The organism is Methylobacterium indicum, from assembly GCF_017347565.1.
GTDB lineage: Bacteria > Pseudomonadota > Alphaproteobacteria > Rhizobiales > Beijerinckiaceae > Methylobacterium > Methylobacterium indicum.
The window spans coordinates 5306172-5328367 of sequence record NZ_AP024145.1; the positions used below are offsets into that span (position 1 = coordinate 5306172).

Consider the following 22196-nt stretch of genomic DNA (forward strand, 5'->3'; position numbering starts at 1 on the left):
AGCCTCACGCGATCTGTCGCGGGCGGCCAGCCTTCGAGCTCAACGATGATGCACCTTGCTCGGCCGTTGCAGGACGAAGACCTGCAGGGCCATCACGAGCGCGCGCTCGCCGTGCGCGCGGACGGCGACCCGGCGGTCCACGACCCGGCATGGGGCCGCGACCGCATCTTCGTCTCGATCGCGGCCTTCCGCGATCCGGAATGCCAGAAGACGATCGCCGACCTCTTCGCCAAGGCCGATCGGCCCGAGCGCGTGACGGTCGGCCTCATCCGGCAGATGGATCTCGTCGAGGATCTGGCGCATCTGGCGGGGCCCGCGATCCCGGCGGACCGTGTCCGCGAGATGCGCTTCGACTGGCGCGAGAGCCGCGGCGTGTGCTGGGCGCGCTTCCTCGCCCAGAGCCTGTGGCGCGGCGAGGCCTACGTCCTGCAGATCGACGCCCACATGATGTTCGCGGCGGGCTGGGACACCAAGCTCATCGAGGATCTCGAGCGCTGCCCCGGCAAGAAGTCGCTGATCTCGTTCGGGTCGCCCCCCTACCTGTCGCCGGGGGACATCCTGTCCGACCTGTATCCCGGCATCGTCATTCCCGGGACCTTCCTCGATTGCGGCGCCATCCGCTTCAGCGGCATCTGGCCGTGCGCGGAGGTCGAGGAGCAGTTCCGGATTCCATCCCTCCTGGCTGGCGGCGTGTTCGGGCCCGGCGAGATGATCCGGGAGGTGCCCTACGACCCGCACCAGTGCTTCGCCCTCGAAGAGGCGTCCTATGTCATCCGCCTGTTCACCCATGGCTGGGACGTGTATTCCGCCCGCACGCGCACGATGTGGCACCAGTACCGCCACAATAACACGCTGAAGCGCAAGGACGACTTCGATCCCGGCCATGCGGCCCGGAACGCCGACTTCACGCGGCGCGCCTACATGCGCTTCAACCATATGACGAAGCACGGCCGCTCGACGCATCCGCGGGACACCGAGGATCTCGACCTGTTCGGGCTCGGAGACGTCCGGACGCTCGCCGCCTACGAGGACTTTTCCGGCATCGACCTTCGCGGCAAGCGGGTCAGCGAGTACGCGCTCCGGGCCCGCTACATCCCGGACATCCACGAGATCGTGAAGTTCAACGTCGCCTGCCTCGACACCGAGGGCGAGACGCCGCCTGCCATGATGAGCGAGACGGAGCGCCTGCTGCGCATCGCGATGCGGGACTGGAGCATCGACCGGCTCTCCGACGAGCTCGTCGAGACGATGCTGGCGATCGCGAAATCCGACCTCGCCGACATCTTCCAGATGCGCAAGGGCGCGGAGGTCTTCGCCCGCCGCTTCGAGCTGAAGTCGGACTTCATGAACTGGGACCACGCCGCCCTGGTGTCGGAGCTCGCGCGCCTCGTCGCCGCCGTCGAGCACATCAACGCCGCGCAGGACGCCCCGGCGCCACCAGCGCCCGAACACCGGGCACCGGCCCCGCACGCGCTCAGCGCCTGAGAGGCCACGGCGCCCGATCGCCTCGCGATCGGGCGCCGCTCGTGCTGTTCCCTCCTGCCGCGGACACCGCGCCGGACCGGGCCCATGCCTCGTCGCCCATGCCTTGTACCCCATGCCTCGTCGGAGGATGCCGGAGAGAAAGGCGCGCGAGCGGCAGGGCGTAGAGGTCGCCGCACCGTAGTCGACGATGCCGGTAGAGATGCCGTCAGCGAACGATCTCGGGCGATCACATCCAGCTGCAAGATATCATCCAGACAAGATTCGGGATACGGGCGATGCAGATCCTCCAGGCCAAACCCTCGCTCGGCGAAGACTGCTTCGCGCGGGTCGGCGGAATCAACTACGTCGAGGTCTTGACAGCGATCCACCGCAACCTGCGGCCGGCGACCTATCTCGAGATCGGGGTGTTCACCGGCAACACCCTGCGGCTGTCGCAATGCCCGACGATCGGGGTCGATCCGGAGTTCCGGATCGGCGGGCTGCCGGCGAACTGCCCCGCCCTGCATCTGTTCCAGAAGCCCAGCGACGCCTTCTTCAAGGACCACGATCCGACGGCGATCCTCGGCGCGCCGATCGACCTCGCGTTCCTCGACGGCATGCACCGCTTCGAGTACCTGCTCCGCGACCTGATCCACACGGAAGCGCATTGCCGGCCGAACTCGGTCGTCGTGCTGCACGATTGCCTGCCGGGCGACGCCCACATCACGGCGCGCAGCATGGCGGATCCGCGGCGGGCCCAGTCGTCCCACCCGGATTTCTGGGCGGGCGACGTCTGGAAGCTCCTGCCGATCCTGCGCCGCTACCGGCCGGACCTGCGCATCGTCGCGACCGACGCCGCGCCGACCGGGCTCGTCTTCCTGACCAACCTGAACCCGTCCTGCACCATCCTGCAGAAGAACTACTTCGCCATCGTCGAAGAGTGGCTCAACGTCGATCTCGCCGATTACGGGGTCGCGCGCCTCATCGACGAGGCCGATCCGATCAAGGCGCGCCAGATGGTGTCGCCGGAATTCTGCGCCAACCGCTTCTGGCTCTGAATTCCCGTCGCCAGATCGGCACCCCCTTTCGCCGTCCTTCACGTCCATTCCGATCCGCCAGGTCCGGGGCGATTCATGTCTCACTCTCTCGCTGCCGCCATCCCCGCGCAGGATTCGCCCGCGTCCGCCGAGGCGCATCGCGCGCGCCCCGTCGTGTCGATCGTCGTGCCGACCTACCGGCGGACCGAGCGCCTCGACCGGTTCTTCCGGCATCACGTCAAGATGCTGGACGAGATCGGGGTCAGCTACGAGATCCTGGTCATCGACGACGCCTCCCCGGACAACACGCAGGACATCGTCAGGTCCTGGGCCGAGACGTGCCCCCACATCCGGTCGATCCGCAACGCGAAGAACGTCGGTTTCCGCCCGAACTACCTCGCCTGCCTGCGGGAGGCGAAGGGCCATCTGACGGTCTATGTCGGGAACGACGACCTGCTGATCGGGGAGAGCCTGCTCAAGCACATCGAGCAGATGGCCCGTGATCCCGAGATCGTCATGCTGCAGGCGCCCTGGTTCCTGCTCGACGAGCACAGCGGCAACAAGATCACCGGTCGCTCGTACGAGGTCGAGAGCGAATATCGCTTCTACCGCGGCGAGCACGGGCGCTGCCTCGATTTCGTCCTGCAGCGCCATGTCTTCCCGGAGTGGTACATCATCAGGACGGATGCGGCCGCCGAGATCGCCGGGCCGTACGACCGGACGACCTATCACTTCTTCTCGCATCTCTCGAACGCGCTCGAGATCGGCGACGTCGTCTTCGCGGCCGAGCCCTACGCCATCGTGACGGCGATTTCGCGGGGCGAGGACAGCCATGTCGGCAACACCGAGACGCTGTTCGGCTGGGACGAGTACCGGGGCGGCATCGAGCATCTCGCCGCCGCGGCCCGGCGGCAGGACCCGTCCTGGATTCAGGGCCAGCCGGACCTGATGAAGCGGATCCAGGATTTCACCAACATCCGGATGGACGTCGCCCTCAGGCTGCATACGGGAGCGAGGAACTGGCTCCATGCCTGGCACCTCAAGTGCCGGCTGGATGCCTACGGGGCGGGCTCGCTGTCGCCGGACGCTGCTACGGAACTGTGCTCGCTCGCCGCCATGGAGGCGTGCGTGACCGAACTCGTCCGTACCGGCCACCGCACCATCGTGGTGAGCGAGCGCTGCTTCGCGATCTTCCGCGAGGTCATCAGGATCGATCCCGAGGTCACGCTCCTGTGCGAGGGCGACACCCGGGAGGCGGAAGCCACCGCCTGCATCACCTTCGGCAGCCCCCCTACCCTCGTCGGCAAGACGGTCGTCGACCTGGTCGCCACCATGCGCCGCTATCGCGCCTAAGCGACGACCGGATCGTAGTATTCAGAAACACACAGAGACAAAATAACTGTTACGTCAACACATTCTTAACGATGCCTGGTTGGGGCTTCTTAACGATCTAACAGTATGGTTTCCGTCAGCACGAAAATGTGCTCTCGGCATTCAAAAGGATAAACCATGCCTGTCTCGCTTTCGTCGGGTGTCCGCGATACCCTGGTGACCATCCAGCAGACCGTTGCCGAAGCGACCCTGTCGCAGACGCGGCTGGCGACCGGGAACAAGGTCAACACCGCCCTCGACAACCCGATGTCCTACTTCGCCGCCGCGAGCCTCAACCAGCGCGCCGACGATCTCTCCGGCCTGCAGGACAACATGCAGCAGGCCGTGCGTACCATCACGGCCGCCAGCACCGGCATCGACGGCATGACCAAGCTGCTCCAGACGGCGCAGGGCATCGCCACGTCGGCCGCCGCCGAGAGCGACCAGAGCCGCCGCGCCACCCTCGCCACCCAGTTCAACACCGTGTTGAGCCAGGTCGACGAGCTGATGAAGAACTCGGGCTACAACGGCGTCAACCTGCTCAACGGCGACAAGCTCTCGCTGTCCTTCGACCCGAAGTCGACGACCTCGACCATGGTCATCCAGTCGTCGAACGGTTCGGCGGCGGTGGCCGGCTCGCTCGGCCTGACCGCCTCGCGCCTCGGCGTGGCGACGGCGGCCAACTCGACCTGGACCAACGGCGCCAGCGACACGATCGGCGACGCGGGCATCAAGACGACCCTGACGGCGCTGAGCACGGCGATCAGCACGCTGCGGATCGAGGCCAGCGGCCTCGGCTCGAGCCAGACCATCGTGTCGGCCCGCCAGGCCTTCACGACCTCGATGGTCAACACCCTGAAGGCGGGTGCCGGCGACCTGACGCTGGCCGACCTGAACGAGGAAGGCGCCAAGCTGAGCTCGCTCAACACCCGCGGCCAGATCGCCCAGACCGCCCTGTCGCTCGCCACCCAGCGCGACCAGCAGGTCCTCCAGCTCCTCCGCTGATCCCGTCGGGCGGCTTCCCGCCCGGCTGACGATGACCCAACGCGGCTCCGGGCAGGACGATGCCCGGGGCCGTTTTCGTTCGTGCCGTGTCGGGTGCGCGCCGGGTCGCGGACGGCTGCGGCTCCGGCGCCGGTCGCGGCACGGTCGGCGGGGATGGCGACCGGGAGGCGTGCCGGCCGTTTGGATGCGGTGCGCCCTGCCCCCTCGCGGCGCCCCGTGGTTTGGCGTCTCTCACAAGACTCCCGTTGGGCCGACGCCTCCCCATCGAGCGCCGACGGCGACCGAGCGTTTCGCGAGCTGCACTCAAGCCGCCGCGATGCCCGTCTCCCGCTACCGGAACGATCCGCTGGGGCCGTTCGGGAGCCCGCTGCGGCGCAGCCGCAGGCCCGGGTCGATCGATCGGGTCTGTCGCGGTCCTGGGGCCGAGCCCGATGTTGCATCTTCATGTCCGGGCCGGAGGCGGGATTTCCGGCATATTTCTATTCGCCGGGGCAGTTCAGCTTCCGCTCGTTCGGCAAATACGATGTCCTGTCGGCGTAACTGGCATCTACCGGGTTCTAATCTGATCATTCGATCGAACGCTACCGCAAGGGGCCGAGAGTCGTTTTGATTTCTGCGATGCAATTATACGTATCGTTAACTATCAATCGTTGCTCGTTCTTAACACTCGGGGGCTAGGGTCATTGTCAGCACGAAAATGTGCTCCTGGAATTCAAAAGGATAAACCATGCCTGTCTCGCTTTCGTCGGGTGTCCGCGATACCCTGGTGACCATCCAGCAGACCGTTGCCGAAGCGACCCTGTCGCAGACGCGGCTGGCGACCGGGAACAAGGTCAACACCGCCCTCGACAACCCGATGTCCTACTTCGCCGCCGCGAGCCTCAACCAGCGCGCCGGCGACCTGTCCGGCCTGCAGGACAACATGCAGCAGGCCGTGCGTACCATCAGCGCCGCCAGCTCCGGCATCGACGGCATGACCAAGCTGCTCCAGACGGCGCAGGGCATCGCCACGTCGGCCGCCGCCGAGAGCGACCAGAGCCGCCGCGCCACCCTCGCCACCCAGTTCAACACCGTGTTGAGCCAGGTCGACGAGCTGATGAAGAACTCGGGCTACAACGGCGTCAACCTGCTCAACGGCGACAAGCTCTCGCTGTCCTTCGACCCCAAGTCGACCAGCGCGACCATGGTCATCCAGTCGTCGAACGGCTCGGCGGCGGTCGCCGGCTCGCTCGGCCTGACCGCCTCGCGCCTCGGCGTGGCGACGGCGGCCAACTCGACCTGGACCAACGGCGCCAGCGACACGGTCGGCGACGCGGGCATCAAGACCACCCTGACGGCGCTGAGCACGGCGATCAGCACGCTGCGGATCGAGGCCAGCGGCCTGGGCTCGAGCCAGACCATCGTGTCGGCCCGCCAGGCCTTCACGACCTCGATGGTCAACACCCTGAAGGCGGGTGCCGGCGACCTGACGCTGGCCGACCTGAACGAGGAAGGCGCCAAGCTGAGCTCGCTCAACACCCGCGGCCAGATCGCCCAGACCGCCCTGTCGCTCGCCACCCAGCGCGACCAGCAGGTCCTCCAGCTCCTCCGCTGATCCCATCGGGGCGACGCCCCGGACGGACGACGATCGAAAGGGCCCCGGGTCGCAAGACCCGGGGCCCTTTTCTGTACCGACGGGCGGATTCCCGGAGGATCCGGTGCGACCCCATCGGGCCCGACGCGGGACGGTTGCGCCCGGCGCGGGTGCCGGGATCGCCTCGCGGTCCGCCGGGGGACGGAGTCCGCTCCCGCGGCGCCTCTTCAGAGTGCCGCCCGCTCGTGCTCCGGCGTCGAGACCAGCCGCGCGGCGGCCGCGTTGGCGGCGCGCAACGCGGTCTCGGGGGCGTCGCCCCGGGCCAGGTGCGCCGCGAAGGTGCCGACGAACATGTCGCCGGCGCCGTGGGTGCTCACCACCGTGATCGGCAGGGCCGGCAGCGCCACGGGTGCGGTGGCGGCGCCCGCCATGGCGACGCCGTCGCCGCCCGCCGTGACCACGACGAGGCCGAAGCGGGCACTGAGGGCGTGGGCGGCCGTCGCGGCCTGCGCCAGCGACTCCACGCTCCCGCCGCCCAGCATCTCGGCCTCGATCGCGTTGACGACCAGGATGTCGACGTGGTCGGGGAGATCGGTCGCGAAGGGCCGGGCCGGCGCCGCGTTGAGGATCGTGGTGAGGCCGAGCTGCCGGGCCCGGCGCGCCACCGCGGCGTTGACCGCCTCCGGGATCTCGTTCTGGAGGATCAGCACCCGCGCCTGCCCGAGCCGGGCATCCGGGATCTGGTCGGCCTCGATCGCCAGGTTCGCGCCCGAGACGATGACCGCGCCGTAATCGCCGCCATCGTCGAAGATCGCCACGCTCATGCCCGATCCCGTCCCGGGCAGGATTGCGACCCCGGCGCGGTCCACCCCGGCGCGGTCGAGGCCGGCCAGCAGCCCGCGGCCGAAATCGTCGTCGCCGACCGCGCCCACCATCGCGGTCGCGACGCCCTGCCCTTGCGCCGCCGCGGCCTGGTTGCCGCCCTTGCCGCCGAATTTCGGGGCCCAGCGCCGGCCGGTCACGGTCTCGCCCTTGCGGGGGCGGTCCGGGGCGTCGACCGTGATGTCGTAGTGCAGGCTGCCGACCACGACGATCTCGGGCTGCGTCCCCTGCCCGGCCGTGCTCGACGCGGTTTTGTTGTTCGCGGTCATGCGCGCCCCCGGGCGAAACGGTCGACCAGCATGGCCAGCAGGATGATGAGGCCGGTGGCGAGAAGCTGGTAGAAGGCCTGCACGTTCATCAGGGTCAGCCCGTTGCGCATGGCGCCGAGGATGACCGCACCGAGGAGCGTGCCGAGGATGCTGCCCTTGCCGCCCATCAGCGAGGCGCCGCCGATGGCCGCCGCCGCGATGGCGTCGAGCTCCCAGAGATTGCCGAGGATCGGCTCGGCGGCGCCGAGGCGGCCGACGAGGATCATGGCGGCGAGCGCGGCGAGCAGGCCCGACAGCATGTAGGCGCCGATCTTGGTGAGCGCGATCGGCACGCCGGCGATGTGGGCGGCCTCCTCGTTGCCGCCGACCGCCAGGAGGTACTCGCCGAACGGCGTCTTGCGCAGGATCAGCCCGGCGAGGAGCGCCACGACCAGCACCACGATCACCGCCATCGGGATTCCGCCGACATTCCCGTTCACCAGCGCCCGGAAGCTCTGCGGCACGCCGAAGATCGGGTTCCCGTCCGTCGCGATCAGCGCCAGGGCCCGGTAGGTGCTCAGCGTGCCGAGCGTGACGATGAAGGGCTGGAGGCCGCCAAAGCAGATCAGCGCGCCGTTGACGGCGCCGCACGCCGCGCCGAGCGCCAGCCCGGCCAGCACCGCGAGCACCGGGGGCACGCCGGCGACCATCAGGCTCGCCGAGAGCACCGCCGAGAGCGCCGCGACCGGGCCGACCGAGAGGTCGATGCCGCCCGACACGATCACCAGCGTCATGCCGAGGGCCACGCAGGCGTTGATGCTCGATTGCTGGAGAATGTTGAGGAGGTTGCGCTCGGTCAGGAAGCCCGGGGCCGCGACCGCGAAGACCAGGACGATGAGCACGAGGCCGAGCAGGGTGCCGAAGTCGCGCAACGGCACGCGCAGGCGCGTCGACGCGCCGGGCGCGGGGGCGGCTTTGTCTGTCAGGGTGAGCATGGGCGGGCCTCGACGGCGCAAAGGGGAGGTTCGAAAGAGTCAGGCGGCGCGGCCGGATTGGGGAACCGCGTGGGCGACGATGGCCTGCTCGCTCAGCGCCTCGCGCGGGAGCTCGGCGGCGATCCGGCCCTGGCGCATGACGAGCACCCGGTCGGAGAGGCGCAGCAATTCGGGCAGCTCCGAGGACACGACGATGACCGACTTGCCCTCGGCGGCGAGCCGCTCGATCAGCCCGTAGATCTCCGCCTTGGCGCCGATGTCGATGCCGCGGGTCGGCTCGTCGAAGAGCAGGATCTGGGTGCCGGCGGCGATCCAGCGGGCGATGATGCCCTTCTGCTGGTTGCCGCCGCTGAACAGGCGGATCGGCCGGTCGATCTGCATCGGCCGCAGGTTCACTTCGGCGAGGAGGCGCGCGGCCTCGGCCCGGAGCCTGCGCCCGCGGACGATGCCGCGGGGCGCGAACCGGGGCATCGACGGCAGCGCCACGTTGGCGACCATCGAGCGCTGGGGCACGATGCCGTCGCGCTTGCGCTCCTCGGGGACGAGCCCGATGCCGGCGGCGATCGCCGCCCGGGTGCCGCTTCGTACGAGCGGCCGGCCGTTGACCGTAATGGTGCCGCTGCTGCGCGGATCGGCGCCGGCGACGAGGCGGAGCAATTCGGTGCGGCCGGCGCCGATCAGCCCGGCGATCCCCAAAACCTCGCCGCGCCGCAGGTCGAAGCTCGCATCGACCACCCGCGTCCCGGCGGTCAGGCCGCGGACCGACAAAACCGTCTCGGGTTGCACCGACGAGCGGTGCTGCGCCACCGCGAGCTCGCGGCCGACCATCTGGGCGACGACGGCACTCTCGGTGGTGCCGGCGAGGTCGAGATCGGCGACGAAGCGCCCGTCGCGCATGATCGTCGCGCGGCTGCAGATCCGGAACACCTCGTCCATCTTGTGCGAGACGTAGATGATCGAGACGCCCCGGGCGGCGAGGCCGGCAATGACGGCGGCCAGGCGCTCGAACTCGCTCGGCGTCAGGCTCGAGGTCGGCTCGTCCATGGCGATGATGCGCGCGTTGTCGAGGAGCGCGCGGGCGATCTCGACGATCTGGCGCTGCGCCACCCGGAGGCTGCGGATCGGCGCGTCCGGGCGGATCGCGGAATCGAGCGGCGCCAGGGCCTCGGCCGCCAGCGCCTCCTGCCGGGCGCGGTCGACGAAGAGCCCGCCCCGCCGCAAGGCACGGCCCAGGAACATGTTCTGCGCCACGGTCAGCTCGGGGACCTGCTGCAGCTCCTGGTGGATCATCGCGATGCCGGCGCGGCGGGCCGCGAGGGGCGAGCGCAGGATCAGCTCCTCCCCGTCCACCGCGATGGTGCCCTCGTCGGGCCTGAGCACGCCCGACAGCGTCCGCATCAGGGTCGACTTGCCGGCGCCGTTCTCGCCGAGCAGCGCGTGGACCTCCCCCGGTCGCACGCGCAGCGACATCTCGCCGAGCGCGACCACGCCCGGGAAGCGCTTGGTGAGGCCCTGGATGTGGAGGCGCAAGGGGGCGTCGGATGCCATGGGGTGACCGGGGGTTGGAGGGATGGCGGAGGCCGGGCGGGACTGTTTTATTGGGCGTCGGACGGTCGGAGAGCCTGTTCGACCGAAGCTGCCAGGATCTCCCGATCTCGGCCTCATCCTAGGGGCCTGCTCGAGCGGATTGATCTTCTCAAAACTGAAATCTAACGTGAGATATCCCGCCCCCAACTTCATCCTGAGGTGTTAGTCGATTGAGGATCGACTAACCTCGAAGGAGGGCTCCAGAAACCTGTGCGATCCCTGGAGCCCTCCTTCGAGGCTCCCGATGGTCGCACCTCAGGATGAGGTTGGGGTCGGGATGGACCGTATCGCACGAAGAATATGCGATCGGTCACACCGGCTCCCGGTCTGTTCGATCGGCCCTCCTGAGGGCGAACCCATCGGTCGGTGGGCCGGGCCCTCGACTACTTCCCCGACCGGACGTCCTCTTCGAGCACCGCCCGCAGGTCGGCGCCCTTGCCCTTGTAGCGCTCGATGTTGTCCTTGGTGATCAGGGCCTGCGGGGTCGCGACGACCCGCGGGACCGGCTCCTTGGCGAGGATGCGCAGGGCCGCCTCCATGGCGACCTCGCCGGTCAGCACCGGGAAGCTGTCGACGGTGCCGGTGAGCTCGCCGGCGCGAATCGACGCGTGGGCATCGGTGATGCCGTCGGTGCCGAACACCGCGACCTTGCCCAGAAGGCCGGCGTTCTTCACCGCCTCGACGACGCCGAGCGCCATCGTGTCGTTGTTGCAGTAGAAGCCGACGAGGTCCGGGTGCTGCTGCAGCAGGGTGGTGGCGGCGTCGTAGGAGAGCTGGCGGTCCCAGTTGCCCGGCACGCTCGCCACGACCTTGAACTTGCCGCCGTCGGCCGCGATGGTCGCCTTGAAGCCGGCGGTGCGCTGGGTCGCCGCGTAGACGCCGGCCTGGCCCTCGATGACCGCGAGCTTGCCGCCGTCCGGGCGGTTGGCGATGAACCAGCGGGCGACGCGCACGCCGTTGTCGCGCTGCACGTTGCCGACGTAGTGCGGCGCCAGCGGGATCACCGCGTCGTTCACGTTGACGACCGGGATGCCGGCCTGCTTGGCCTCGCCGAGAATCGGCTCGAGGTTGGCGTTGGTCTGCGGCGAGACCAGCAGCACGTTGACGCCCTGCGCGATCATCGTCTCGGCGATCGAGAGCTGGCCGACCTGGTCGCCCTCGTTCTGGGCCGCCTGGTAGGCGACCTTCACGCCGAGCCTCTTGCCCAGCGACTGGTAGCCCTCGCCGAGGAGACGCCAATACTCGTTGGTCAGGGTCTTCGACACCGCCCCGGCGCGGGTGCCGGCCGCGGGCTTGGGCATCGGGCCGAGCTTGGTGCCGAGCTGGCTCCAGTCGATCCGGTCCGTCTCGGTGTCCGGGTTCAGCGGCTTCAGGTCCTGCGCCTGCGCGGCGCTCGAGGCGAGCGCGACGGTGGCGGCGAGCAGCATGAACCCGGACAATAGCAATGACTTCATGGCGTTCCTCCTCGTGTTCTTGATGGACGCGACCGGGGACGGGCCGGCCTTAGCGGCCGAGCATCGCCTTGCGGACGAGGTTCTGGCTCGCGACGGCGTCCTGGCGGGCGACGGCCGCGCTCAGCTCGTTGTCGCCCTCGAGCTTGTCGACGACGCCGAGCATCGCCGTGACCGTGGCGATGTTGGCCTCGCACTCGGCCACCGGGTCGAGGCCGGTCAGGTCCGGGAAGGTGTCGAAGTAGATCGGCCCGTGGAATCCGTCCTTGCGGACCTGCCGCAGGAGCTCGATCGTCTGGACCGGGTGGACCGCGCCGACCATCAGCCCGTCGTCGCGCTTGGCGTAGCCGTCGTTGAGGTGCAGGCCGAGGATGCGGCTGTGCCGGCCGATCAGCGCCGCCACGAAGGCCGGCTGCTCGTCGGCGTAGAGGACATGCGCGAAGTCGAGCGTGACGCCGAGATTCGGCAGGTCGATCTCCTTCAGCGCCAGCAGGGTCGTGGCGCAGTCGGGCAGCAGGCTGTAGGAGCGCGGCTCGTTCGGCTTGTACTCGATGCTGATCAGGCACTCGGGGTCGTGCAGCGCGACCTCGCGGATGCCGTCGATCTCGTCGGCCCAGAGCTTCGCGTAATCGGCCTGGAAGGCGTAGTCGAAGCCGTCCTGGCCGAGCCACAGGGTCATCAGGTTGCAGCCGGCCTCGCGGGCCGCGTCGATGCCGCGCTTCGTCAGGTCGATCGCCTCGCGCCGCACCGCCGGATCGGGGTTGGTGAAGGCGCCGATCTTGAAGGCGGGGTTCGAGTAGTACCGCATCGCCAGGCCGTTCACGGTCAGGCCCAGGTCGCGGATCGCGTGGCCGGTCGCCCGCGGGTCGGTCCCGAGGTGATCGGGGAAGTTCAGGTCGACGTCGGTGAGGCCGCGGGCCGTCGCGGCGCGGGCCGCCATCTCCAGCGGGCTCGGCTTGCCGTGGCCCTTGGGCCAGAAGGCGTCGGGCTGCGAGGCGAACGAATTCAGGCGCGTCGCGAAGCGCACGGGGGCGGATGTCACCGGCGGGTCTCCTGTGTCTCACCGAAACATCACGGATCAGAGTAAATTTGTAAAGTAAGAAATCGCCGGATCGGGCCCACCTCCCGTCCCGGCCGTCATGGTGCGATGCAGCAAACGAGGGCCCCGGACGGTGATCGGCCGGTGCTTGACACGCCCCACGCTTCACGCATACCTGTGTTGCAGTAAATAAAGCGGGCCGGCGTCGCCGCTCGCGATGGGGTCGGGGAACGCATCATGGATCGACGCACCACTCTCAAGATCCTCGGCGGCCTGGCGGTCGCGGGGCCGCTTCACGCCACCCGCGCCTTCGCGGCCGCGCCCAAGACGATGGCGACGGTGGTGAAGGCCGCCAGCGTCCCCTGGTTCAACATCCTCAACCAGGGTCTCGAGGCGGCCGGCAAGCAGTTCGACATCCAGACGACGATGGTCGGTCCGGCCCAGGTCGACCCGGCCCAGCAGGTCAAGCTCATCGACGACCTGATCGCCAAGAAGGTCGACGTGATCGGCCTCGTGCCCCTCGACGTGAAGGTGACCGCCCAGGCGGTGAAGCGCGCCCGCGACGCCGGCATCATCGTCATCACGCAGGAGGGCGAGAACCAGGACGGCAAGACCTGGGACCTCGAGCTGATCAGCGCCAAGAACTACGGCGAGATGCAGATGAAGGCGCTCGCCCGCGAGATGGGCGAGGAGGGCGACTACGTCGTCTATGTCGGCACGCTGACGACCCCGGGCCACAACGCCTGGGCCGATGCCGCCATCGCCTACCAGAAGGCGCACTACCCCAAGATGCGGATGGTCGCCGACCGCTTCCCCGGCGCCGACCTCATCGACGAATCCTCCCGCGTGACCCAGCAGGTGCTGCAGACCTACCCGGACGTGCGCGGCATCATGTCGATGGGCTCGAACGGCCCGATCGGCGCCGGCAACGTGATCAAGCAGCGCCGCCTGGAGAAGGTCGCCGTCGTCGGCACCCTGATCCCCGCCCAGGCGCAGGCCCTGCTGATGAGCGGCGCGATCCGCGAGGGCTTCCTGTGGAACCCCAAGGATGCCGGCTACGGCATGGTCGCCATCGCCCGGATGGTGCTCGACGGCACGCCGATCAAGACCGGCACGGAGATCCCGACGCTGGGGCCGGCCACGGTCGACGAGGCGAACCGGGTGATCCAGGTCGACCGCGTGCTCACGATCAACAAGACGACCGTCGGTGATCTGGTGAAGCAGGGCCTCTGAGCCGCGCGTTTCGGCTCGGCCCGCTCCCGGATGCGGCTCGAGCCGGCGCGGACAAGGCGCGGGTGTTCTCCTCTCCCCGCCCGCGGGGAGAGGAGATCGCCAGCGCCTCTTCTCGACCTCCGACCAGCCCTGCGAGTAGGGACGGACCATGATGTTCCTGGAAATGCGGGGCGTGTCGAAGCGCTTCGGCGGGGTCCAGGCCCTGTCGAACCTCGACTTCGACCTGGCGCGCGGCGAGATCCACTGCCTCGTCGGCGGTAACGGCTCGGGCAAGTCCACGATGATCAAGATCATCTCGGGCGTGCAGGACCCCGATCCCGGCGCCCGCATCACGGTCGAGGGGCGCGAGCACGCCCGGCTCACGCCGGTCGAGAGCAGTGCGCTCGGCGTGCAGGTGATCTACCAGGACCTGTCGCTCTTCCCGAACCTCACGGTCGCCGAGAACATCGCCATCGCGCAGCATCGCGGCCTGACCGGGCTGGTGAAGCGCAAGAGGATGCGCAAGGTCGCCGAGGCGGCGATGCGGCGCATCGGCGTCGCGCTCGATCTCGACGAGCGCGTATCGCACCTGTCGATCGCCAACCGCCAGCTCGTGGCGATCTGCCGGGCGATCGCCGCGGATGCCAAGCTCGTGATCATGGACGAGCCGACCGCCTCGCTCACCCGCCACGAGGTCGATGCGCTGCTGGCGCTGACCCTCGAACTGAAGCGCCGCGACATCAGCGTGCTGTTCGTCAGCCACCGCTTCGACGAGGTGCTGGAGATCGCCGAGCGGGTCACGGTGATCCGCGACGGCGTGAAGCTCGGCACCTACGACGCCAAGGACATGACCGAGCAGCGCCTCGCCGTGCTGATGTCCGGCCAATCCTTCACCTACGAGACCAGGGACCGCGCGGTCGCGCGCGAGCGTCCGGTGCTGGCCGTCGAGGGCCTGTCCAAGGCGGGCGAGTACCAGGATGTCGGCTTCGCGCTCTATCCCGGCGAGATCCTCGGCCTGACCGGCCTCCTCGGCGCCGGCCGGACCGAGCTGGCGCTCTCGCTCTTCGGCATGAACGCGCCGGATGCCGGCACCATCCGGATCGACGGCGAGGCGGTGACGTTTCGCTCCAACCGCGACGCCATCGCGCGCGGCATCGCCTACGTGCCGGAGGACCGGCTGTCCTTGTCGCTCGTCCTCGAGCAGTCGATCGGCGCCAACGTCACGGTGACGGTGCTCGACACCCTCAAGGACCGCCTCGGCCTCCTGCGGCGGCGCCGCGAGGCCGGCCTGATCCGCGACTGGATCCGCGACCTCGCGATCAAGATCGGCACCCCGGACGATCCGGTGAGGACGCTCTCGGGCGGCAACCAGCAGCGGGTGGTGATCGCCAAGTGGCTCGCCACCAAGCCCCGCGTGCTGATCCTCGACAGCCCGACGGTCGGCGTCGACCTGCACGGCAAGGACGGGATCTACGCGCTCGTGAAGGAGCTCGCGGCGCAGGGGCTCGCCGTCATCATGATCTCCGACGAGATCCCGGAGGTCCTCTACCATTGCGACCGCATCCTGGTGATGCGGGAGGGGCGGCTGACCGGCGAGGTCATGGCGCACCACGTCGCCGAGCCCGACTTGAGGAGGATGGTTCATGCGTAACGCATCGCGCGGCGGGCGCGCGCCGCAGGAACTCTGGCTCGGGCTCGTCGTCCTCGGCATGGTGGTGGTGCTGACCGCGCTCAGGCCGAACTTCCTGAGCGTCCAGAACATCCTGGAGATGATGAACGCGACGGCGTTCAACGGCATCCTGGTCTCGGGGCTCCTGATCGTCCTGATCGCCGGCGGCATCGACATCTCGTTCGCGGCCGTCGCCTCGGTGGCGCAATACGCGGCGCTCACCGTCGCCAACGCGACCGGGGCCGGCTGGGGCGAGATCGTCGCCATCGCGGGGGGCATCGGGCTCGGCCTCGGCCTCCTCAACGGCGTCCTGGTGAGCACGCTCGGCATCGCCAGCATCATCGTCACCATCGCCACGCAGAGCGTGATCTACGGCATCCTGCTCACCGTGACCCGGGGCCAGGACATCTTCACCCTGCCGGCCTGGTTCGGGGACGGGGTCGACCTCTTCGTCACCACCGACGCCAAGGGCAACGTCTACGCGATCAGCCTGCAGATCTGGGCGCTGGTCCTCGCCTTCGCGAGCGCCTGGTTCCTGCTCAACCGGACCCATTTCGGCCGGCAGGTCTTCGCGCTCGGCGGCAACCCGGAGGCGGCCCGGCGCGTCGGCTTCGGCACCACCCGCCTCAATCTCCTGGTCTACGGCTATATGGGCCTCGTCGCCGGCCTCGCCTCCCTGGTCCAGGCCCAGTACACCCAGTCGGTGTCGCCGACCGCGCTGGTCGGGCGCGAGCTCGAGGTCGTCGCCGCCGCCGTGCTCGGCGGGGCGAGCCTCGACGGCGGCCACGGCTCGGTCCTGGGCGCGATCCTCGGCCTCGCCCTCGTCGTCATCATGAAGAACGGCCTCGCGCTGCTGGGCGTGTCGTCCTACTGGACCGACTTCTTCACGGGCCTCGTCATCGTCGCCGCCGTCGCCGGCATGGCGGCCCGCGCCCGCCGCCGCTGGCACGATTCCCCGGGGCTTGCCTGATGCCGGACATCCTCCTGCGGACCGTCGGCCGCACCAATCTGCGGCTCCTCGCCCTCCTCGCCGTGCTGTGCCTCGCCGTCGCGCCGCTCGTCGGCGACCGGCTCTTCGCCCCGGCGGGTCTGCGCTCGATGGCCTACCAGCTCCCCGAGCTCGGCCTCCTGTCCCTCGCCATGATGGTGACGCTCCTCTCCGGCGGCCTCGACCTCTCGATCATCGCGACCGCGAACCTCGCCGCGCTCGCGGCGGCCGCGGTGCTGAAGGCCGCCCCCGACGGCGCGGGCGGCGCCCTCCTGCTCGCCTACGAGGCGGGGGCGCTCGTCGCCGGGCTCGCGGCGGCGGCCCTGGTCGGTCTCCTCAACGGCACCCTGATCGGCTACCTGCGCGTCTCGCCGATCCTGGCGACCCTCGGGACCATGACGCTGGTCAAGGGCCTGGCGATCGGGCTCACCCGCGGCAGCGTCGTCTCCGACTTCCCGCCCGCCATCCTGTTTCTCGGCAGCGGCTCGGTGCTCGGCGTCCCGACGCCGCTCCTGCTGTTCGGCCTCGTCGCGCTCGCCCTCGGCATCCTGCTCACTCGCACCCCGTTCGGCGTCGTGCTCACCCTGATGGGCTCGAACCAGCAGGCGGTGCGCTTCTCCGGCATCGACACGCGGGCGGCGCTGCTGCGCATCTACGTCCTGACCTCGCTCGTCGCGGCGACCGCCGGGTTCGTCATGATGGCGCGCTTCAACTCCGCCAACGCGGCCTACGGCGAGAGCTACCTCCTGGTCACGATCCTCGCCTGCGTGCTCGGCGGCATCTCGCCGACCGGCGGTTTCGGCCGGGTCGGCGGGCTGGTCCTGGCATTGGTCGTGCTTCAGCTGATCTCGACGGCCTGCGTCCTCCTCGATTTCAGCCAGTTCCTGACGCTGGCGGTCTGGGGCGGGATCCTGCTCTCGGTCAGCCTGATCGCGGCGGTGCGCGACCAGCTCCGTCCGCTGCTGGCCGGCCTGCGCGCGCCGGTGCTGCGCCCCGCGCCGCCGCAGGCCTGACGCGGCGCGCCTCCGTACCATTCGAGGGGACGAAGATGCTCAAGGGACTGGACCGGGCCTTGTCGGCCGAGATGCTCGGCATGCTGATGGCGATGGGGCACGGCGACGATCTCCTGATCTGCGACGTCAACCATCCCGCCGCCAGCATCGCCCGCCACACCGTCCACGGCCGCGTCATCGACATGGCCGGCTGCGACCTGCCGCGGGCCGCGGAGGCGATCCTGTCGGTGATGCCGCTCGACACCTTCGTGCCGGCGCCCGTGAAGCGGATGAAGGTGGTCGGCGACCCGGACCGGCTGATGCCCGCCCACGAGCGGATGCAAGAGGTCGCCGACCGCGCCGAGGGCCGCCCGGTCCTCGTCGAGGCGCTGGAGCGGTTCGACTTCTACGCCGCCGCCCGCCAGGCCTTCGCGGTGGTGCGCACCTCCGATCCCGGCCCGTATGGCTGCTTCATCCTGCGCAAGGGTGTCGTCTGAGGGAGCGTCTGATCGCAGCAAACGCTCTCTTTCACTCGCACCCTCATCCTGAGATGTGGGAGCCCGTTTGAGGGAGACAATCCATGTCGCGCAATACTTTTCCTTCCCGTGCACAACCTCATCCTGAGGCGTTGGTCGATCTGTGATCGACTGACCTCGAAGGAGGGCTCCAGGAATCTCATCGCCATCTGGAGGTCTCCTTCGAGGTCAGTCCATCCTTGATGGACTAACACCTCAGGATGAGGTCTAGAGTGGGACAAAGGTTTCGGTTCAAGGCGAGCAGGCCGTGATTCCGCTGCGCCTTTGAACGGGTCCGTTCGACGGCGCGAGGCCAGACCGAATGGGCATCGATGCCGAGGCGCGAGGGTATTAAAGCAGTGCATCCGGCAAGGAGACGGACCCGATGAACGAGGTGATGGATCCGAAGTCGGTCGGACCGCGGATCCGCATGATGCGGCCGAACCTGACGCCGCTCGAGGCGAAGGTGGTCGACAGCGTGTTCGGCCGGCGCGATTTCAGCACCGAGACCGCCCTCAAGGACGTGGCCGAGACCGCCGGGGTCTCGGAGGCGATGGTGGTCAAGATCGCCAAGAAGCTCGGCTTCTCCGGCTACCGCGACTTCCGCCAGAACGTCGCCGACTACGTCCGCGTCTCGGACGTCGAGATGCACGACGAGCTCTCGCCCGACGATTCCGGCGCCGAGATCGTCAGCAAGGTTTTTCGGGCCTCGATCCAGGCGCTGGAGGAGACACTCGCCATCGCCGACGTCGCCGCCTTCGAGCGCGCGGCCGACTTCATCGCCGATGCCCGCCAGCGCGACCTCTACGGTGTCGGCGGCTCGGCCCAGATCGCCCGCGACGTCGCCCACAAGTTCCTGCGCATCGGCATCCACGCCTCGGTCTACGACGACGCCCACATGATGGCGATGTCGGCCGCGCTGCTGGGTACCCGCGACGTGGCGATCGGCTTCTCGCATTCGGGCGCCACCCTGGTGACGCTGGAGGCGCTCCAGATCGCCCGGCGGCGCGGCGCCCGCACCATCGCGATCACCAACTACTCGCACTCGCCGCTGGCCGAGGCCGCCGACGTCGTCCTGTGCTCGACCGCCCGCGGCTCGCCGCTTCTCGGCGAGAACGCCGCGGCGCGCATCGCCCAGCTCAACATCCTCGACGCCATCTTCGTCCTGGTGGCGCAGCGCGACGTGAAATCGGCGGAAGCGGCTCTCGTCCGCACCAAGGAGGCGGTGCGGGACAAGCGCCGCGGGTGAGCGGTGCCGTCGCGGCCCGTTCGTAGGCGACAACCGACCTGCGGAAGGTCCGCGGCAGGCTCGGGCCCGGACCGACCGCCGAACCTGCCGGATCGTTCGGCAGGACGATCCGGCTCCTGCCAAATTCTGGGACGAGGCGAAGCTCCGAGCGGGTCGTCCGACGCTCAAGGCCCATATCTTGCCGACGAAGCGCGCCGATCCGCCAGCGCATCCGTCGCCGCCCGCATCCGCGCGTTCATCTCGGGGCCGCCATGCCCCTCCTCCTCGACGATATGAAGCCGGCTCCCCAGCCAGAGCCGGTGCAGCCGCCATGCCGTGACCGCCGGCCCACTGATGTCGCGGCGGCCGTGGATCAGGATGCCGGGGATCTCTCGCAGGCGGTCCATCCGCGCCAGGATCGCGTCCGGGCCGCGCAGGAAGCCGTCATTCGCCCAGTAATGGGTCACCAGCGTCGCGAATACCGCATCCCGGTCCGGGTCGTCGGGCCGTCCGGGCGACGGTCCGTCGAGGGAGATGTTGGTCGTTTCCCAGGCGATCCAGTCGCGGGCGGCGCGGCGGCGATCGTCCGCGTCGTCGCCCGCGAGGCGCCGCGCATAGGCCTCGACGATGCGCTCGTCCCCGCGCCGGCCTGAGGCCGCCGCGAAGGCCTGCCAAGCTTCGGGGAAGACGCGGCCGACGTCCTCGGTGATCCAGGCCACCTCCTCCCGGCTGGTGGTGGTGACGGCGGCCAGCACGAGCGCCGTCACCCGCTCGGGATGGCGTTGCGCGTAGGCCAGCGCCAGGGTGGTGCCCCACGAGACGCCCGAGACCAGCCAGCGCTCGATGCCGAGATGCGCCCTCACCGCCTCGATATCGGCGATGAGCGCGCTCGTGGTGTTGGTGGGGAGGCCGGCGAGGTCCGCGGTCGCGAGCGGCCGGCTGCGGCCGCAGCCGCGCTGGTCGATCCCGACGAGGCGGTAGCGCGTGCCGTCGAAGTGCCGGCGGTAGCCGCCGCGCCCGAGGCCGCTGCCAGGCCCGCCGTGCAGAAAGAGCGCCGGGAGGCCGTCCGGCCGGCCCGACATCTCCCAGTAGATCCGGGCGCCGTCCGCGGCGGGAAGGAGGCCGTGGTCGAGGAGGTCGGACATGCGACGATCCCCCGACCTCAGCCCGGCTGACAGGTCTCGCAGAAGAATGTCGAGCGTCCCGACTGCACCAGCCGCCGCACCACCCCGCGGCAGCCCTTCGCCGTGCAGGCCAGCCCCTCCCGGTCGTAGACCCGGAAGGCGTGCTGGAAGGCGCCCTGGCTGCCGTCGGTATGGACGTAGTCGCGCAAGGTCGAGCCGCCCGCCGCCACCGCCTCGGTCAGCACGTCGCGGATCACGGTGGCGAGGCGCTTGGCCTTCGCGGTCGGGCGGCCGGCGGCATCGGCGAGCGACCCGGCCGGGGCCTCCGGGTGGAGACGCGCCCGGTGCAGGGCCTCGCAGACATAGATGTTGCCTAAGCCCGCGATCAGCCGCTGGTCGAGAAGCGCGGCCTTGAGCGGCGTGCGCTTGCCGGCAAAGAGCCGCGCGATCGTCTCGCCCGAGAGTGCGTTGCCGAGCGGCTCGATGCCCATGCCGGCGAAGTGGCGGCAGGTGGCGAGATCGGCGGACGGCACCAGGTCCATGAAGCCGAAGCGCCGGGCGTCGTTGTAGACGACCCGCGCCCCGTTCGAGAGACGGAAATCGACGTGGTCGTGCTTCGACTGCCCTTGTGCGCCTTCGAGATAGAAATCGCCGGGCGAGACCGAACGCCCGTCGGGCAAGTGCACGTCGAACCGCCCGCTCATGCCGAGATGCATGATCAGGGCCTCGCCGGAGGACAGCTCGGCGACGAGGTACTTGGCGCGCCGCGACAGGGCCGTGACCGTCTGTCCCTTCACCCGGGCGGCGAAACGGGCCGGGAAGGGAAAGCGGAGGTTTGGCCGGTTCAGTACCACGTCGATGAAGCGGGCGCCGACCATCGCCGGCTCCAGGCCGCGGCGCACGGTCTCGACTTCGGGCAGTTCGGGCATCGCTCGTCCGTGCAGAAAGGGGTGGGCGCGACGAAGCGCACCCGGCGAACATGCAGGGCCAGATGGTGCTTTCCCCGCGGCTTCGCTATGCAGGCCGCCACGACAGGGGACCTGAAGGCATGGCCGGCGACGAGACCAGCACCGATTTCGGCTTCGAGCGCGTCAGGCTCGCGGAGAAGCAGGACCGCGTCAACGAGGTCTTCCGCTCGGTGGCCAAGCGCTACGACCTGATGAACGACCTGATGTCGGGCGGCCTGCACCGGGCCTGGAAGAGCGCCTTCGTGTCGAGCTTGCGGCCCTCGCGCACCCGGCCGTTCCGGCTGCTGGATGTGGCCGGCGGCACCGGCGACATCGCGTTCCGCACGCTGGAGGCCGGCGGGCCCGACACCAAGGTGACGGTGCTCGACATCAACGAGGCGATGCTCGGGGTCGGCCGCGAGCGGGCCGGCCACCGGTACGGCTCGCGCATCGATTTCGTGGCCGGCAACGCCGAGTCGCTGCCGCTGCCCGAAAACACCTTCGACGCCTACACCATCGCCTTCGGCATCCGGAACGTGCCGCGGATCGAGCTGGCCCTGGCGGAGGCCCACCGGGCGCTCAAGGTCGGCGGGCGCTTCCTGTGCCTCGAATTCTCCCATGTCGACGTGCCGGGCCTCGACAAGATCTACGAGGCCTATTCGTTCAAGGTCATCCCGCGCATCGGCGCGATGGTGGCCGGCGACAAGGAATCCTACCAGTACCTCGTCGAGTCGATCCGCCGCTTCCCCACGCCCGGCACCTTCTCGCGGATGATCGAGGAGGCGGGCTTCGGCCACGTCACCCACCGGCCGCTCTCGGGGGGCATCTGCGCCATCCATTCCGGGTGGAAGCTCGCGTGAGGCATCAAT

19 protein-coding genes are annotated in these 22196 nt (G+C 69.3%); 12 read left to right on the forward strand and 7 right to left on the reverse strand.

The window, feature by feature from the left end; all coding sequences use genetic code 11:
• Window positions 1–45: 45 nt before the first annotated feature.
• From miv_RS24605 to miv_RS24625, 5 genes are all read left to right on the forward strand, one after another.
• Window positions 46–1485, forward strand: a complete 1440-nt coding sequence (locus miv_RS24605; protein WP_207179442.1) for a GlcNAc-transferase family protein — start codon at window positions 46–48, stop codon at window positions 1483–1485.
• 275 nt (window positions 1486–1760) lie between these two features.
• A complete protein-coding gene (locus tag miv_RS24610) occupies window positions 1761–2522 on the forward strand; it encodes a class I SAM-dependent methyltransferase (RefSeq protein WP_048427986.1) in 762 nt (253 codons plus the stop codon).
• A gap of 75 nt (window positions 2523–2597) precedes the next feature.
• Complete coding sequence (locus miv_RS24615; RefSeq protein WP_082172106.1) at window positions 2598–3854, forward strand: glycosyltransferase family 2 protein; 1257 nt, start codon at window positions 2598–2600, stop codon at window positions 3852–3854.
• A gap of 156 nt (window positions 3855–4010) precedes the next feature.
• Complete coding sequence (locus miv_RS24620; RefSeq protein WP_207179444.1) at window positions 4011–4877, forward strand: flagellin N-terminal helical domain-containing protein; 867 nt, start codon at window positions 4011–4013, stop codon at window positions 4875–4877.
• Window positions 4878–5604: 727 nt separating this feature from the next.
• A complete protein-coding gene (locus miv_RS24625; RefSeq protein WP_207179446.1) occupies window positions 5605–6471 on the forward strand; it encodes a flagellin N-terminal helical domain-containing protein in 867 nt (288 codons plus the stop codon).
• Between the two features lie 206 nt (window positions 6472–6677).
• Here the strand turns inward: miv_RS24625 and miv_RS24630 are convergent, their stop codons facing one another.
• The 5 genes from miv_RS24630 to miv_RS24650 form a co-directional block, all read right to left on the reverse strand.
• On the reverse strand, window positions 6678–7601 hold the full coding sequence (locus miv_RS24630; protein WP_207179448.1) for a PfkB family carbohydrate kinase: 924 nt from the start codon (window positions 7599–7601) through the stop codon (window positions 6678–6680).
• Window positions 7598–8575, reverse strand: a complete 978-nt coding sequence (locus tag miv_RS24635; protein ID WP_058618474.1) for an ABC transporter permease — start codon at window positions 8573–8575, stop codon at window positions 7598–7600. Before miv_RS24635 ends, miv_RS24630 begins: the two co-directional genes overlap by 4 nt.
• Before the next feature lie 39 nt (window positions 8576–8614).
• The gene (locus tag miv_RS24640) at window positions 8615–10123 is read right to left on the reverse strand and encodes a sugar ABC transporter ATP-binding protein (protein WP_207179450.1); all 1509 of its coding nucleotides are present in this window, start codon (window positions 10121–10123) and stop codon (window positions 8615–8617) included.
• A 422-nt stretch (window positions 10124–10545) separates the two neighbouring features.
• Window positions 10546–11616, reverse strand: a complete 1071-nt coding sequence (locus miv_RS24645) for a sugar ABC transporter substrate-binding protein (RefSeq protein WP_207179452.1) — start codon at window positions 11614–11616, stop codon at window positions 10546–10548.
• A gap of 49 nt (window positions 11617–11665) precedes the next feature.
• Window positions 11666–12640: a sugar phosphate isomerase/epimerase family protein gene (locus tag miv_RS24650; RefSeq protein ID WP_207183622.1), complete on the reverse strand. Its 975-nt coding sequence runs from the start codon at window positions 12638–12640 to the stop codon at window positions 11666–11668.
• A 249-nt stretch (window positions 12641–12889) separates the two neighbouring features.
• Here miv_RS24650 and miv_RS24655 point away from each other — a divergent pair, with 249 nt between their 5' ends.
• The 6 genes from miv_RS24655 to miv_RS24680 all read left to right on the forward strand — a co-directional run bounded on the left by miv_RS24655 (window position 12890) and on the right by miv_RS24680 (window position 19277).
• Window positions 12890–13885 carry a substrate-binding domain-containing protein gene (locus miv_RS24655; protein ID WP_207179454.1) on the forward strand — a complete coding sequence of 332 codons (996 nt, stop codon included), beginning with the start codon at window positions 12890–12892 and terminating at the stop codon, window positions 13883–13885.
• A 148-nt stretch (window positions 13886–14033) separates the two neighbouring features.
• Window positions 14034–15515, forward strand: coding sequence for a sugar ABC transporter ATP-binding protein (locus miv_RS24660; RefSeq protein WP_244748692.1), 1482 nt, complete (start codon window positions 14034–14036; stop codon window positions 15513–15515).
• On the forward strand, window positions 15508–16503 hold the full coding sequence (locus tag miv_RS24665) for an ABC transporter permease (RefSeq protein ID WP_048429645.1): 996 nt from the start codon (window positions 15508–15510) through the stop codon (window positions 16501–16503). The genes miv_RS24660 and miv_RS24665 overlap by 8 nt, the downstream gene beginning before the upstream one ends.
• The gene (locus miv_RS24670) at window positions 16503–17534 is read left to right on the forward strand and encodes an ABC transporter permease (RefSeq protein WP_207179456.1); all 1032 of its coding nucleotides are present in this window, start codon (window positions 16503–16505) and stop codon (window positions 17532–17534) included. Before miv_RS24665 ends, miv_RS24670 begins: the two co-directional genes overlap by 1 nt.
• A 35-nt stretch (window positions 17535–17569) precedes the next feature.
• On the forward strand, window positions 17570–18010 hold the full coding sequence (locus tag miv_RS24675; RefSeq protein ID WP_060850068.1) for an RbsD/FucU family protein: 441 nt from the start codon (window positions 17570–17572) through the stop codon (window positions 18008–18010).
• 403 nt (window positions 18011–18413) lie between these two features.
• Window positions 18414–19277: a MurR/RpiR family transcriptional regulator gene (locus tag miv_RS24680; RefSeq protein ID WP_048429642.1), complete on the forward strand. Its 864-nt coding sequence runs from the start codon at window positions 18414–18416 to the stop codon at window positions 19275–19277.
• Between the two features lie 164 nt (window positions 19278–19441).
• Here miv_RS24680 and pip read toward each other — a convergent pair whose 3' ends face one another.
• Together pip and mutM are read right to left on the reverse strand one after the other, a co-directional pair.
• Window positions 19442–20401 carry a prolyl aminopeptidase gene (pip, locus tag miv_RS24685; protein ID WP_207179458.1) on the reverse strand — a complete coding sequence of 320 codons (960 nt, stop codon included), beginning with the start codon at window positions 20399–20401 and terminating at the stop codon, window positions 19442–19444.
• Between the two features lie 17 nt (window positions 20402–20418).
• On the reverse strand, window positions 20419–21309 hold the full coding sequence (gene mutM, locus miv_RS24690) for a bifunctional DNA-formamidopyrimidine glycosylase/DNA-(apurinic or apyrimidinic site) lyase (protein WP_207179460.1): 891 nt from the start codon (window positions 21307–21309) through the stop codon (window positions 20419–20421).
• A 119-nt stretch (window positions 21310–21428) separates the two neighbouring features.
• Between mutM and ubiE the strand changes: the two genes are divergently transcribed.
• Window positions 21429–22187, forward strand: coding sequence for a bifunctional demethylmenaquinone methyltransferase/2-methoxy-6-polyprenyl-1,4-benzoquinol methylase UbiE (ubiE, locus tag miv_RS24695; RefSeq protein ID WP_207179462.1), 759 nt, complete (start codon window positions 21429–21431; stop codon window positions 22185–22187).
• The last annotated feature ends 9 nt before the right edge of the window (window positions 22188–22196 follow it).